The organism is Capnocytophaga catalasegens (assembly GCF_026005215.1).
In the GTDB taxonomy this organism is placed as follows: domain Bacteria; phylum Bacteroidota; class Bacteroidia; order Flavobacteriales; family Flavobacteriaceae; genus Capnocytophaga; species Capnocytophaga catalasegens.
The window spans coordinates 1-15,016 of the sequence record NZ_BPMA01000002.1; the positions used below are offsets into that span (position 1 = coordinate 1).

A 15,016-nucleotide genomic window follows, 5' to 3' on the forward strand; every position below is an offset into this window, starting at 1 on the left:
AGTGATTACGGATATACAAAAATTAAATTACCTATATACAGCTATTTTCTAAATTGGTTGTTTTTGTTTAGATAACAGTAGAAATATAAAAAGAGATGGTTACTCTATGATTCACTCACTTTTTACCAAAAAAGTTCTGTTTGTAGGCCAAAAGATACAGAAAAAGATAATTAGCAAATAATTTTGTCTTTTTTTATATTTTATCATATCTTATTCCTGAATTATAAAACTTCATTTCTATTTCTCAATGCTCCACAAAAACGAAATTACAACTATTTTTTGTATTTTCAACATAAAATAACTTCTATTTTCTGTCGGAAATATGAAAATATTGGCAATAAATCGCTTAAAAATAATCATTCGATAACTTACCTTTCAAAGTTGTATCAATTGAAATGGAAAAACATCGCATTGAACTCTGCAAATGAATCAAGTTAATATACAAACATTATCTAAAAAACTAAAATAGTTATCAGAGTTACAACGTATTTTCTTGAAAAAAACTTTTTTTGATGTTATATCTATAAAAAAAACATTATCTTTGCCACTTAATAATTTTTTTATGATAAAACTTATTGTCTCTGACATTGATGGAACACTGGTCAATAGTAAGAAAGAAATTCCTACAGATTTCTGGTCTCTGTTTCAGGAGTTGAAAGAGAGAAGTATTGGTTTTTGTATTGCAAGTGGAAGACAAATTCAAGGTTTGCAACAACTTTTTGCTCCGATTGCTGATGATTTAATATTCATTCCAGACAATGGTGCTTCTTTGGTAAGTAAAGGTACTTTGCTTTATGAAGATTCTGTACCATTTTCACTCTTAACATCTATTATAAAAGTCTGTGAAAAGGTTAACAGCGTAGGAATTGGGCTTTGTGGCAAAAAATATACTTATATCAAAACCAAAGATGAAGGTATCTTTGCGCAATACCTCCCTTACTATCCTGCACACCAGAGAGTTGAGACTTTTGAAAATATTAATGATGTATTTTTTAAATTAGCTATTTACGATAAAAAAGATATACGTACAAACCTATATCCTCTTCTGGCAAAGTTTGGACAACAGCTAAATATAGCTATTTCGGGAAAAACTTGGCTTGATGTAATGAAAAAAGACACCAACAAAGGCAATGCTCTTGCATACCTACAAAAATACTTAGACGTAACGGTTTCTGAAACTGCTGTTTTTGGGGATCACCTCAACGACTTGGAGATGATGCGTTTTGCCAAATATAGTTTTGCTATGAAAAATGCAGAAGAAGAGGTTAAAAAAGTTGCTAATTATATCACAGATTTTGATAATGAAAACCAAGGCGTAACAAGGCAAATAAGAAAATTTTTCGAATCAGAATTGATATAGTTTCAATTTCTGAATATATCATTCCATAAAATTTAGAATATATAAATATATAATAAAAAAATATATGAAAGGAATTATTCTTGCAGGAGGCTCAGGCACAAGGCTTTACCCAATTACAAAGGGCATTTCAAAACAGTTGCTTCCCATTTATGACAAACCAATGATTTACTATCCACTATCGGTGCTGATGCTGGCAGGTATTCGGGAAATTTTGGTTATTTCTACACCGCAAGATTTGGGCGGATTTGAGCGTTTGCTCGGTGATGGAAGCGATTTTGGTTTGAAAATCGAGTATGCCAAACAACCTTCGCCCGACGGATTGGCACAAGCCTTCATTATCGGAGAGAAATTCATTGGAAATGAAGATGTTTGCCTTGTTTTGGGCGATAATATTTTCTATGGTCAGCATTTTACAAAAATGCTTGTAGAATCAGTAGAAACAGCTGAAAAAGAACGCAAAGCAACCGTTTTTGGCTACTATGTCAAAGACCCTGAACGCTACGGAGTGGCCAAATTTGACCAAAATGGAAATGTTCTTTCTATTGAAGAAAAACCAAAAATACCAAAGTCCAATTATGCTGTGGTGGGGCTGTATTTTTACCCAAATAAGGTAGTCGAAATAGCCAAAAGCATCAAACCTTCTGCACGAGGAGAATTGGAAATCACCACTGTAAATCAAGAATTTTTAAAAGATAACGAACTGAAAGTCCAGCTATTAGGACGTGGTTTTGCGTGGCTTGACACCGGTACGCACGATTCACTTTCCGAAGCCTCGAATTTTGTAGAAACTCTCGAAAAACGCCAAGGGTTAAAAATTTCTTGCTTGGAGGAAATCGCCTACAAAAAAGGTTGGATTTCTGCCGATAAAGTCCAAGAGCTAGCCAAGCCAATGCTTAAAAATCAGTACGGGCAATATTTAATGGATTTATTAAAATAGTTTTTAGCTTACTTTTTGGTAAGTTATGTTTATTATTAAGGTAAAATATGAACATAATCCCAACGGAAATAAAAGAAGTTTTTATCATCGAACCGAAGATTTTTGATGATGAGCGTGGTTATTTTTTCGAATCGTTTTCTCAGCAAAAATTTGTAGAAAATATATGTAAAACAACCTTTGTACAAGATAACGAATCGAAGTCTAAGTACGGCGTTTTGAGAGGATTACACTTTCAGAAACCGCCTTTTACTCAATCAAAATTAGTACGCGTGGTACAAGGGAAAGTCCTTGATGTGACGGTAGATATTCGCAAAGGTTCACCCACTTTTGGCAAACACGTAGCCGTAGAACTTTCAGGCAAAAACAAAAGGCAATTGTTTGTCCCAAGAGGATTTGCTCACGGATTTGCGGTACTTAGTCAAGAGGTGATTTTCCAGTATAAATGTGATAATTATTACGCTCCACAGGAGGAAGGCAGCGTACTTTGGTCTGACCCAGCTTTGCAAATTGATTGGAAAATTCCACAAAAAGATATCATCCTTTCACAAAAAGACAAAGAAAGTCCACTATTGAAAGACGCTTTTTTGTTTGATTATAATCAAGATTTGTACGAATGAACATTTTAATAACAGGAGCCAGCGGTCAGTTAGGTTCGGAGATAAGAAATATCGTAAAAAAATCATCGAATAACAATTATATCTTTACAGATATTCAGCAATTAGACATTACCAATAAAGAGGCTGTACTACGCTTTTTTGTTGATAATCAAATAAATATAGTGGTAAATTGTGCTGCTTACACCCAAGTAGACAGAGCTGAAGATGAGCCTGAAAACGCTCACAAAGTCAACTGTTTGGCTATGGAATTTTTAGCTGATGCTTGTCAGAAAACATCAAGCAAGATGATTCATATTTCCACCGATTATGTATTTTCGGGAGAAAAAAATACGCCTTACACCGAAAAAGACGCTGAAAAACCATTGGGAGTTTATGGTCAAACGAAATTCGATGGAGAAAATTGCATCAGAAAGGCAAATATTCCACATTTAATAGTGCGAACTTCGTGGTTATATTCCATTTTTGGACATAATTTTGTAAAAACTATTCAAAAATTGAGTAGCAAACGTGCGGAATTGAAAGTGGTTTTTGACCAAGTCGGAACACCTACTAATGCCGCTGATTTAGCCGATTTTATCGTGTATGTCATCGAAAATGATTTACTGAAAAACCAACAAGAAACCTATCATTTTTCAAACGAAGGCGTATGTTCGTGGTTCGATTTTGCTACTGAAATTGTGCGTTTGTCTGGAAACAATTGTATCGTAAAACCTTGTTTATCAGACGAATTCCCAAGTAAAGTAACTCGCCCAAGTTATTCTGTATTGGACAAAACAAAACTTAAAACAGATTTTAACTATTCTATTCCGCATTGGACAAAAAGTTTTAGAAAAAGTCAAGCGAAAAATCCGAATATTTAAATTTTACTTTTGAAAGGGCAAAACATTTTTTGCCCCTACATGAAACTTAAAAAATATACATAATGAAAAATATATTAATCACTGGTGGAGCTGGATTTATTGGCTCACACGTTGTTCGGTTGTTTGTCAATAAATATCCGCAGTACAACATCATCAATTTAGATTTTCTGACGTATGCAGGAAATCTCGAAAACCTCAAAGACATCGAAAATGCTCCAAATTACGAATTTGTCAAGGCTGACATTTGTGATTTCGAAGCAATGAAACAACTTATTGAAAGCAAAAAAATCAATGCGATTATTCACTTAGCTGCTGAAAGTCACGTAGATAGAAGCATAAAAGACCCTTTTACATTTGCCAAAACCAACGTAATGGGAACGCTTTCGCTATTACAAGCAGCTCGTGAGGTATGGAATAGCGATTGGAAAGACAAACTATTTTACCACGTTTCCACTGATGAGGTGTATGGAGCGTTGGAAATGGACGACACCCTTTTCACAGAAAACACCAAATACGACCCGCATTCGCCTTATTCGGCATCGAAAGCCTCGTCTGACCATTTTGTAAGAGCCTATCAAGATACGTATGGATTGCCGACCGTGATTTCCAACTGCTCGAATAATTATGGAAGTTATCAATTTCCTGAGAAGCTAATTCCATTGTTTATCAACAACATACAAAACAACAAACCGCTTCCCGTTTACGGAAAAGGCGAAAATGTCCGTGATTGGCTTTTTGTGGAAGACCACGCACGTGCCATTGATGTTATTTTCCACAAAGGAAAAATAGGCGACACATATAACATTGGCGGATTTAACGAATGGAAAAACATCGACCTTATCCGTTTGATTATCAAAGAAGTAGATAAACAATTGGGACGTCCCGAAGGAACTTCTGAAAAGCTAATAACGTACGTTACTGACCGAGCTGGACACGATTTACGTTATGCCATTGATGCTACGAAAATCAAAAACAAATTGGGTTGGGAGCCTTCGTTACAGTTTGAAGAAGGAATCCGAAAAACCGTCAAATGGTATCTGGACAATCAAGCGTGGATAGATAATGTAACGGCTGGAAATTACCAGAAATATTACGAAGAGATGTACAAAAATAGATAAAAAAATACCCGTAAAAACGGGTATTTCTCTACTTAAAACTAACTAATTCTGACAAGGCTAAACAACTGATATAAACACTAAAAAGAACATACCTGTCAGAATTGCAAATGAAACATAAAAAACACTATTAATTTTTATTTCATTTTGCTTATGCGAAGATTCGCATTTCAAACAACAACACCGCAAAGGTAAAACCATTTTTCAAAAAAACAAAATTATTTTTAATTATTTTAAATAAAAATAATATCTCGGTGATTTACAAACAACTAACTCTAAAAAATATTTACCCTACTCCTACTCTATTTTTTTAAAGAAAAAATTTGTCATATTATTTTTTTGACCTATATTTGCGTGCAACTACAAAAAGTTGCCTTATGAATTCAGAAAATCCTAAAATTATAAGTGAAGGACTCACTTACGATGATGTTTTATTAGTCCCTAATTATTCCGAAGTACTACCTAGAGATGTCTCTATTCAAACTTTATTTTCAAGAAATATCACACTGAATGTTCCAGTGGTTTCCGCTGCGATGGATACTGTAACCGAATCGGCTATGGCAATTGCTATGGCACGTGAAGGAGGTATTGGCGTGCTTCATAAGAATATGACCATTGACAAGCAAGCCTTAAATGTGCGAAAAGTAAAACGTGCCGAAAGTGGCATGATTATTGACCCTGTTACCCTTTCTCTAACAGCTACTGTAGGTGATGCAAAACTTTGTATGAAAGAAAATAGTATTGGTGGCATTCCTATTGTTGATGCGAATGGTATTCTCAAAGGGATTGTTACTAATAGAGATTTACGTTTTGAACGAAATACCAAACGTCCGATTGTCGAGGTGATGACTCATCAGAATCTAATCACTGCCTTAGAAGGTATTTCAATGCTTGAAGCAGAAAAAATCCTCGAAAAAAACAAAATTGAAAAACTTCCTGTTATTGGAAAAGACAATAAATTAGTCGGTCTGATAACTTTCCGAGATATTGCCAAACTTCAAAAAAAATCTATTTCAAACAAAGACCACTTAGGTCGCCTACGTGTTGCCGCTGCTTTGGGAGTTACCGCCGATGCTACCGAACGAGCAGAGGCTCTTGTTGGTGCTGGTGTCGATGCTGTTATCATTGATACTGCTCACGGACATACCAAAGGAGTTGTTTCTGTTTTAAAATCGGTAAAGGCCAAATTTCCTGATTTAGACATCGTAGTAGGAAACATAGCTACTGCCGAAGCAGCAATTTATCTGGCAGAAAATGGTGCCGATGCTGTAAAAGTAGGTATCGGACCGGGTTCTATCTGTACTACGCGTGTAGTTGCTGGCGTTGGATATCCTCAGCTTTCTGCGGTTATGCAAGTAGCACAAGCCTTAAAGGGTAAAAATATTCCTGTTATTGCAGACGGAGGTATTCGTTACACAGGTGATATTGTCAAAGCAATTGCTGCTGGAGCCCATAGCGTAATGCTTGGGTCACTTTTGGCAGGAATCAAAGAATCCCCAGGGGAAACTATTATTTTTGAAGGACGAAAATTCAAATCATATCGAGGAATGGGCTCTGTGGAAGCTATGGAAAAAGGAAGCAAAGACCGCTATTTTCAAGATGTGGAAGACGACATCAAAAAACTCGTTCCCGAAGGAATTGTAGGACGCGTACCATACAAAGGAGAACTCCAAGAGAGTATGCATCAGTTCATTGGTGGGTTACGTGCTGGTATGGGATATTGCGGAGCCAAAGACATTCCTACCCTGCAAGAGGTTGGAAAATTTGTACGAATTACAGCAAGCGGTATTGTTGAAAGCCATCCACACAACGTTACCATTACCAAAGAAGCCCCCAATTATTCTAGATAAATAACAAAAAATACAAGTTATACAGAAATAATTTGTACTTGAATTTCATTATAATTTTATCAATTTAGCGCATAAGTATTTTATTTACAAATACTTAATGACTGTGTGGTAGTTACTTTTATATATTGAATTATAAACAAAAAATCAATTATTTATTACACATCAAATACAATTCAAAATGAGAATTCTTTTTTATCTTTTCTTTTTAAGTTTTTCAACGAATTTATTTGCGCAAGCTCCTTCATGGCTTAGATACGCATCCATCTCTCCCGATGGAAAATATATTGCTTTTTCATATCAGGGAGATATTTACAAAGTACCTGTTACAGGAGGTGAAGCAATCCGCTTAACTACACATTCGGGGTACGAAACCAAGCCTATTTGGTCTCCCGATAGTAAAAAAATAGCTTTTACAAGCGATCGCAAAGGAGGCTATCAACGTATATTTATTATGAATAGTGAAGGTTCAGAGGCTACTCAACTAACTTTCCATTCGGCTAGTGCTACGCCTTACACTTTTTCAAAAGACGGAAAATTTGTTATTTTTTCAGCAAGCATTGGAACCGAAGCTCAAAATGCACTTTATCCATTTCGTAATTTTCATCAATTATACAAGATTTCTATAAATGGAGGAAGCCCCGAGCGAATTTTATCAACCCCAGCAGAATGCGTTAATTTCAGTACTAACGGAAATAAAATGTTGTATCAAGATATAAAAGGATTTGAAAATCAATGGCGCAAACATCACACCTCGTCAATTACACGCGATATTTGGTCATACGACTTGAAAAATAACACACATACCCAACTTACCCACTGGAAAGGAGAAGACCGAAATCCGATATATACTACTGATAATCAATCTTTTTACTTTTTAAGTGAACGAAATGGTTCTTTTAATGTTTTTAAAGCAGATTTAAAGAATATTGATAACCCTAAGCAACTTACTTTTTTCAAAGATTTTCCTGTTCGTTTCCTTTCGATGGCTACCAATGGAATGCTTGCATTCGGTTACAAAGGCGAATTATACACACTCAAAGAAGGTGAAAAACCTGAAAAAGTTATTATTTCCATACGTAATGATGTTTCTAACATTCAGGAACAGAAATTAAATTTTTCATCAGGAGCAACTTCGATAGCCGTTTCTGCCAATGGCAAGCAAATAGCTATGGCTATTCGTGGCGATGTTTTTGTTACTTCAACCGATTATACTACAACAAAACAAATTACTAAAACTGCTTCGGCTGAAGCCAATATTACTTTTGCCTTTGACGGACGCTCACTTGTTTATTCGAGCTATCGCGATGGATACTGGGATTTGTACAAATCGCAAATAACCCGAAGTGAAGATATGAATTTTGCAAATGCTGTACAAATTTCCGAAGAAAAACTCATTAAAAATGATTCTTCTGAAAAAATGTATCCTCAATTTTCTCCTGATGGCAAAGAAATTGCTTTTGTACGCAATCGAACTGAACTTGTTGTATATAATTTAGATAGCAAAAAAACACGTATTATTACTGATGGAAAATACCAACTGGAACGTAGTGGATATTTTCATTATAAATGGTCGCCTGATGGAAAATGGTTTGTAATTCAGTATGTTGCACGAAATCATGCTCCATATTATGATATAGGTATTGTAAGTAGTGAAGGTGGTAATGAAGTGTTTAATATTACCGAAAGTGGTTATACGAATACCAATCCAAGATGGGCGCTTGATGGGAATGCAATAATCTGGAATACAGAACGTTACGGAATGAGAAATCACGCTTCATGGGGTTCTATGCGCGATGTTGTAATTGCTTTTTTAAATCGAGAGGCTTTTGACAAATATTTGATGAATAAAGAAGAATTTGAGCTCTACACTGAAGCTTCTAAAAAAGAAAATAAATCTAAAAAATCTTCCGAAGAATTTGACCAAAAAGAAAGTAAAAAAGATAGTATCTCTGATAAGAATTCGACTAAAAAGAAAGATATAAAAATAGAATTTGACAATCTTCAAGAACGGATTGTTCGACTTACTCCAAATTCGTCTGTTTTAGGAGATGCTATCATAAGTAAAGACGGGAAAAAATTGTACTACCTGGCTGCTTTTGAAAGTGGATATGACCTCTGGGTACACGATTTGCGCGAGAAATCGACCAAATTATTATCCAAAATTAATGGAAATTCTCTTTACTTCGATATGGATAAAGATGGGAAAAATATCTTCTTGCTTGGAAGTCAAAAAATGCAAGTAATGGAAATTCCATCAGAAAAATTTAAATCCATTTCATTCAATGCTTCGGCAAAAATTGACCTTGTCAAGGAACGAGAATTTATGTTTGATATGGTCAAACGCGAAATAAAAGAACGTTTTTATATTAAAGATTTACACAGAGTTAATTGGGAAAAACTCACGCAAGAATACCGAAAATTTTTACCATATATAAATAATAATTATGATTTTGCCGAAATGCTAAGCGAATTGTTAGGAGAACTCAATGTTTCACACACTGGGGCAAGATATTATCCTTCCACATCGGCAGATGAAGCTACGGCACAATTAGGTGCTTTTGTAAGTACTCCAAAAAATGGAAAAGGCTTAGTGATTGATGAAATTGTAGTCAATAGTCCATTTGATAATTTTCAATCTAAAGCAGAAAAAGGCGTTATTATTGAAAAAATTGACGGAGAAGAGATAACACAACAAACGGATTATGCCATACTTCTGGAAGGAAAAGTTCAGAAAAAAGTATTGATTTCTCTCTACAATCCAAAAGATGGTAAACGATGGGACGAAATCATAAAGCCCTTATCTACAAGCGATTGGAATAAACTTCAGTACAAACGATGGGTAAAACAACGTGCCAAAGATGTCGAAAAATGGTCTAATGGTCGCTTAGGTTATGTACATATTCCTTCAATGGGTGATGATAGTTTTCGAGAAATATATACAGATTTGCTCGGAAAATACTATGACAAAGAGGGAATTGTTATTGATATTCGATATAACGGAGGTGGTCGACTTCATGAGGATATCGAAGTACTTTTCAGTGCAAAAAAATATCTAACTCAAAAGGTACAAGGCAAAAAATATGCTGATATGCCAAGTCGCCGATGGACAAAACCTTCTATTATGCTTATGAATGAAGCTGATTATTCAAATGCACACGGCACCCCTTGGGTTTATAAACATACAGGTATTGGCAAACTTGTGGGAATGCCCGTAGCAGGTACAATGACTTCGGTTAATTGGGTTACTCTTCAAGATACTTCTCTTAATTTTGGAATTCCCGTAGTGGGATACGAAAAAATTGATGGAACTTACTTGGAAAATGATCAACTCGACCCAGATATATATGCTCCTCTTGATCTTAATAAAATAGTAAAAGGAGAAGATACTCAACTTAAAAAAGCTGTAGAAGAATTATTAAATCAAATAAAAAAATGACTTTAAATCTTGCATTTATCATTTTATTTATAAGTCAAATTTGAAAATTTTATTTTTTAAAACCTTAGGAAATACTCACTTTTTTAATATTTGACTTATTTTTTTTGCTTTACTTTTTTGTTATAAAAAAAAAGTCTGTACATTTGCAACGAAAATCAAAATCAAAAAAGTATGGATTTAGGTCTAATTATCACATACACAATTGTAAGCATTTATTGTTTGGCATTATTGCTTATCTTTTTTTATAGTTTGTCAATTCTTAATCTGTCGATTAACTATCTCAAACATAAAAAACAAACCGATGATGCTCCAAAATTTAACCTACTTGATCCAAGGGAAATTCCATATGTAACTGTACAACTTCCTATCTACAATGAAAAATATGTAGTACCGCGTTTATTGGAAAATATTGCCAAACTCGAATATCCTAAAAACAAATTAGAAATTCAAGTTTTAGATGATTCTACCGACGAATCTGTTTCAGAAACAGCTCGAATTATAGCGGAATTACAAAAAACAGGTTTAGATATTATTCATGTTCGGCGCGAAAACAGAGAAGGATTCAAAGCCGGTGCACTGAAAGCAGCTACAGCTTTTGCCAAAGGTGATTTCATAGCTATTTTTGATGCAGATTTTATGCCTCAACCCGATTGGCTTAAAAAAACCATTGTTTATTTCAAGGATGAAAAAATTGGAGTAGTGCAAACTCGCTGGGGGCACATCAATCGAAATTATTCATTACTTACTAAAATTCAAGCACTTGCTCTTGATACCCACTTCACTTTGGAACAAGTTGGGCGAAACAGCGAAGGACATTTTATTAACTTTAACGGTACTGCGGGTATTTGGCGTAAAGCAACTATCCTTGACGCTGGTAATTGGGAAGGCGATACACTAACCGAAGACTTAGATTTGAGTTATCGAGCTCAACTTCGCAATTGGAAATTCAAATACTTAGAAGATGTTGAAACGCCTGCCGAACTTCCTGTGGTGGTTTCTGCAGCGCGCTCACAACAATTTCGCTGGAACAAAGGCGGTGCTGAGGTATTCAAAAAATCGGTTCGTGCAGTATTAACTGCTAAAAACATCAATTGGAAAACAAAATTTCACGGAGTAATGCACTTGCTCAATAGTTCTATGTTCTTATATGTATTCATTGTAGCGGTGCTTAGCGTTCCGATGATGTATATCAAAAATGCGTATCCAAACTTAGCTTGGGTCTTTCAAGTAACGAGTTTTTTCATAGCTAGTACTATTATTCTTTTCTGTTGTTATTGGATAACTTATAAAAATATTCAAGGGAAAACTTTTGACGATTTTGTTGATTATATAAAATTATTTTTTACATTTTTCTCTGTTGCCTTAGGGTTTTCGCTACACAATGTAATTGCTGTTTTAGAAGGTTATACAGGAAAAAAAAGTGAGTTTGTCCGTACTCCCAAGTTCAATATTAGTAATCTTAAAGACTCTTGGAAAGGAAACAAATATATCAATACAAAACTTTCTCCTAATATGATTTTGGAATTTTTGCTAATGCTTTATTTCCTTTTTGGATTGTATAGTGGTATCAAACTCAATGATTTTGGACTATTTCCTTTTCACTTGATGCTCTGTTTCGGATTTGGTTTTGTTTTTTATAAATCATTAGTACCCAAGGCATAATGAACAAACATACTTTACGAAAAATATACAAAGAAAAAAGAGCTTCCCTTTCGGAGGCTCTTCGTGATTTACAAAGTCTAGATATTGCTAATCAATCACTTACATTACCTATTTGGAATAAACGCCTATATCATATTTTTTTCTCAATAGAAAACCAGAATGAAGTTAATACACAGTACTTATTGAATATTCTTTTTGGTAAAGACAAAAATATAGCCACTTCAAAAACGATTTTTGAGGAAAATAGGTTAAAACATTTTCTACTTACTGACCAAACTTTAATAAAAATTAACTCACAAGGAATTCCAGAACCTGATGGAGGCATTCCAATAGAACCTCAATTGATTGATGTGATTTTCGTACCTCTTTTAGCTTATGATATACAAGGAAATCGGATAGGATATGGCAAAGGATTCTACGACCGATTTTTTTTAGAATGCCGCTTTGATGTTCTTAAAATCGGTTTATCATTTTTCCCTCCCGAAAAAGAAATTTCAGATATTTCACAAAATGATATTCCTCTTGATTATTGTATCACTCCCCAAACTATTTTCAAATTTTAATTCCTTTATACCTTACAAATCAATACGTTACATACTCTGATATTTCTAATCCGTAGCCCGACATACCTACATATCGTGAAGGTTCAGAGTTAGTCAATAATCTCATATTAGATATTTGTAAGTCGTGAATAATTTGAGCACCTATACCAAAGTCTTTACTCTCTGTGCTTTTGGATAAAGAGATTTTTTCGCCATTTTGCAAGGCTTTGAGTTGTTGAATACGTTGTAACAAATTCAATGAATAATCTTCTTGACTGATTACAACCACTACTCCTTTGCCTTCTTGTGCTATTTTTTTAAAAATTCGGTCTAACTCATTATCTTGATTTTTAGCAATTAGTTCCAAAATATTATTGCTAATAAAAGTAGAATGCACACGTGTAAGAACCGCTTCATTTTCTTTCCAATTGCCTTTGGTAAAAGCCAAATGAATTTGATTATTAGTTGTTTGTTCGTAAGCTCTTAGACGAAATTGTCCATAATCTGTTTCTATGGTAAAATCTTCTTTCTTATTGATAAGTCGGTCGTTACGCATACGATAAGCCACTAAATCTTCAATAGAAATAATCTTCATTTGATGTTTTTTGGCAATTTCCATAAGTTGTGGAAGTCGTGCCATAGAACCATCTTCGTTTAGTATTTCAATTAAAATTCCTGCGGGATTAAGCCCTGCCAATCGAGCCAAATCGACTGCTGCTTCAGTGTGTCCTGTTCTTCGTAGTACGCCTCCTTCTTTGGCTTTTAACGGGAAGATATGCCCGGGACGACCAAAATCTTCAGGTTTTGTAGCAGAATTCACTAAAGCTTGAATGGTTTTGGCGCGGTCAAATACAGAAATTCCTGTTGTACAACCATGCCCTTTCAAATCAATAGAAACTGTAAATTGGGTATGATGAAGTACCGTATTGTTCTCAACCATCATATCCAAACCCAATTCCTTACAACGACTCTCTAACAATGGCGTACATAAGAGTCCGCGACCGTATAATGTCATAAAGTTAATCATTTCGGGAGTTACTTTTTCTGCTGCTGCGACAAAATCACCTTCATTTTCTCGGTCTTCATCATCAACAACAATAACCATTTTCCCTTGTTGAATATCTTCAATAGCTTCTTGTATAGTGTTTAATTTTATTTTATTTTCCATTTTTTTATCGATTTTAAAATATTTTTAATAGTAAAAAAACGCTCTGCAAACTGAAACACAGGCTTGTCTTGGTTAATACGAATAGTCAAATACATTCCCAAAGGTAATAATATAAAAGTAGGTATCCAAGGGGCAATTATAGCATTCAGATGTCCATTTTCTGCCATACTTTTCATAAACATTCCTAAGAAATAATACGAAAGAAAAAGCCCCATAGCAACTACTAACGGAAGTCCCATACCTCCTTTTCTGATAAAAGCACCTAAAGGAGCTGCAACAAAAAATAACACAAAACAAGTAAAAGCCAAAGCAAACTTATCGCTTAACGTTAGCGTATAAACATTGATAATTTTGTTTTTTAATTTAATATCTTCTTTTCTAGATTCTAGATTATTCCGTAACGAATTGTTATTATCTTTGGCTAAACTATACAATTGACTTCTTTTGTAATCATCTGAAAAGAAATTTTTTAACTCCCCAAAATTTCGTATTGTATCTTTATATTTTTTTTCTGAATTAGGTCCTCGCCCTTGAACAAAACCAATCCCAGTACGGCGATATAAACTTTCTCCAAAAGCTTCTATACTGGCTTTATGTTCTGTTTTCAAAGAGTCTAAAACATATGATAATTGATTGACATTCATAGACTTATAAGAGCCCCTATCACTTTCTTGATTGAGATCAACTTCGGCTTGACTAACATCAATATTCATTGTATAAGTTTCAAATTTTGTCTTAGCAAAAGGAAATGTAATATGACTATGGTCGTTTCTTATATCTCTGTAATAGGTTCCATCTTTGAGTACTAATTGCAGTACGTTTGACATATTGTTCTCGCTTATGAGTTCACCTTCTTTGGCTTTTATCACAGTTCTATTAACGTTATATTCTGTCTGATGAATAATAACATCGTGCAAATATTGCCCATTTTCCCCCGTTTTCTTGCGAACTTTAATAGCAAATCCTTGTATATGAGTGAAGATGCCTTCGCTTATGGCTGCTGATGGTTGTACTTGCTGAACATTTCTTCTCAAATCGGCTGCTTTTTTATGAGCCACAGGTTGCAGGTTATTACTTGTAAAAAATACAGACAAACTTAGAACAAACATAAAAATTATCAAAATACGCAAAGCCCTAAAAAGTGATACACCAGAAGATTTCATGGCTGCAAATTCATAACTTTCGGCAAAAGCTCCCATTGTCATAATTGATGAAAGAACAACTGTTAGCGGAAGAATAATAGGAATTAGATTGGGGAGCATAAGTAAAATAAACTTAACAATAATCCAAATACTAATTCCTTTTCCTGCAAATTCGTCAATATACAGCCATATTGTATGAAATACAAATATCAATACAATGATGAAAAAACCACTAAAAAAGTTAATCAAAAATCGAGTTAATATGTATCGGTTGAGAATTTTCATTGTACAAAAGTAAAAAGGAAAAGTATAAAGTCATAAAACTTT

Annotated in this window: 11 protein-coding genes; 9 read left to right on the forward strand and 2 right to left on the reverse strand. The window is 34.4% G+C overall.

From position 1 onward, the window contains the following. Positions 1-562: 562 nt before the first annotated feature. The 9 genes from OO775_RS00175 (at position 563) to OO775_RS00215 (ending at position 12,400) form a co-directional block, all read left to right on the forward strand. Entirely contained in the window at positions 563-1,360 is a 798-nt protein-coding gene (locus tag OO775_RS00175; protein WP_264844934.1) for an HAD family hydrolase, read from the forward strand. Between the two features lie 64 nt (positions 1,361-1,424). Then, positions 1,425-2,297, forward strand: coding sequence for a glucose-1-phosphate thymidylyltransferase RfbA (gene rfbA / locus OO775_RS00180; RefSeq protein ID WP_264844937.1), 873 nt, complete (start codon positions 1,425-1,427; stop codon positions 2,295-2,297). Between the two features lie 47 nt (positions 2,298-2,344). Beyond that, positions 2,345-2,914, forward strand: a complete 570-nt coding sequence (gene rfbC / locus OO775_RS00185; RefSeq protein ID WP_264844939.1) for a dTDP-4-dehydrorhamnose 3,5-epimerase — start codon at positions 2,345-2,347, stop codon at positions 2,912-2,914. Next, a complete protein-coding gene (gene rfbD / locus OO775_RS00190; protein ID WP_264844940.1) occupies positions 2,911-3,774 on the forward strand; it encodes a dTDP-4-dehydrorhamnose reductase in 864 nt (287 codons plus the stop codon). The genes rfbC and rfbD overlap by 4 nt, the downstream gene beginning before the upstream one ends. Before the next feature lie 59 nt (positions 3,775-3,833). Beyond that, the gene (gene rfbB, locus OO775_RS00195; protein ID WP_264845061.1) at positions 3,834-4,892 is read left to right on the forward strand and encodes a dTDP-glucose 4,6-dehydratase; all 1,059 of its coding nucleotides are present in this window, start codon (positions 3,834-3,836) and stop codon (positions 4,890-4,892) included. Between the two features lie 374 nt (positions 4,893-5,266). Then, positions 5,267-6,739: an IMP dehydrogenase gene (gene guaB / locus OO775_RS00200; protein ID WP_264844942.1), complete on the forward strand. Its 1,473-nt coding sequence runs from the start codon at positions 5,267-5,269 to the stop codon at positions 6,737-6,739. 178 nt (positions 6,740-6,917) lie between these two features. After that, positions 6,918-10,175: a S41 family peptidase gene (locus OO775_RS00205; protein ID WP_264844944.1), complete on the forward strand. Its 3,258-nt coding sequence runs from the start codon at positions 6,918-6,920 to the stop codon at positions 10,173-10,175. Between the two features lie 171 nt (positions 10,176-10,346). Further along, positions 10,347-11,837 (forward strand): cellulose synthase family protein, encoded by a 1,491-nt coding sequence (locus OO775_RS00210; RefSeq protein ID WP_264844946.1) that lies wholly within the window; start codon positions 10,347-10,349, stop codon positions 11,835-11,837. Next, positions 11,837-12,400 carry a 5-formyltetrahydrofolate cyclo-ligase gene (locus tag OO775_RS00215; protein WP_264844947.1) on the forward strand — a complete coding sequence of 188 codons (564 nt, stop codon included), beginning with the start codon at positions 11,837-11,839 and terminating at the stop codon, positions 12,398-12,400. The genes OO775_RS00210 and OO775_RS00215 overlap by 1 nt, the downstream gene beginning before the upstream one ends. A gap of 19 nt (positions 12,401-12,419) precedes the next feature. On the opposite strand, the gene ribB is transcribed toward OO775_RS00215, so the two are convergent. Both ribB and OO775_RS00225 read right to left on the reverse strand, forming a co-directional pair. Continuing rightward, complete coding sequence (gene ribB / locus OO775_RS00220; protein ID WP_264844948.1) at positions 12,420-13,547, reverse strand: 3,4-dihydroxy-2-butanone-4-phosphate synthase; 1,128 nt, start codon at positions 13,545-13,547, stop codon at positions 12,420-12,422. Continuing rightward, the gene (locus OO775_RS00225; protein ID WP_264844950.1) at positions 13,532-14,974 is read right to left on the reverse strand and encodes an LptF/LptG family permease; all 1,443 of its coding nucleotides are present in this window, start codon (positions 14,972-14,974) and stop codon (positions 13,532-13,534) included. The genes ribB and OO775_RS00225 overlap by 16 nt, the downstream gene beginning before the upstream one ends. Between the last annotated feature and the right edge of the window lie 42 nt (positions 14,975-15,016).

Excerpts from the sequence above, each read along its gene's own strand:
- OO775_RS00175 (WP_264844934.1), top strand. The coding sequence starts at position 563 with ATGATAAAACTTATTGTCTCTGACATTGATGGAACACTGGTCAATAGT.
- rfbA (WP_264844937.1), top strand. The coding sequence starts at position 1,425 with ATGAAAGGAATTATTCTTGCAGGAGGCTCAGGCACAAGGCTTTACCCA.
- rfbC (WP_264844939.1), top strand. The coding sequence starts at position 2,345 with ATGAACATAATCCCAACGGAAATAAAAGAAGTTTTTATCATCGAACCG.
- rfbD (WP_264844940.1), top strand. The coding sequence starts at position 2,911 with ATGAACATTTTAATAACAGGAGCCAGCGGTCAGTTAGGTTCGGAGATA.
- guaB (WP_264844942.1), top strand. The coding sequence starts at position 5,267 with ATGAATTCAGAAAATCCTAAAATTATAAGTGAAGGACTCACTTACGAT.
- OO775_RS00205 (WP_264844944.1), top strand. The coding sequence starts at position 6,918 with ATGAGAATTCTTTTTTATCTTTTCTTTTTAAGTTTTTCAACGAATTTA.
- OO775_RS00210 (WP_264844946.1), top strand. The coding sequence starts at position 10,347 with ATGGATTTAGGTCTAATTATCACATACACAATTGTAAGCATTTATTGT.
- OO775_RS00215 (WP_264844947.1), top strand. The coding sequence starts at position 11,837 with ATGAACAAACATACTTTACGAAAAATATACAAAGAAAAAAGAGCTTCC.
- ribB (WP_264844948.1), bottom strand. The coding sequence starts at position 13,547 with ATGGAAAATAAAATAAAATTAAACACTATACAAGAAGCTATTGAAGAT.
- OO775_RS00225 (WP_264844950.1), bottom strand. The coding sequence starts at position 14,974 with ATGAAAATTCTCAACCGATACATATTAACTCGATTTTTGATTAACTTT.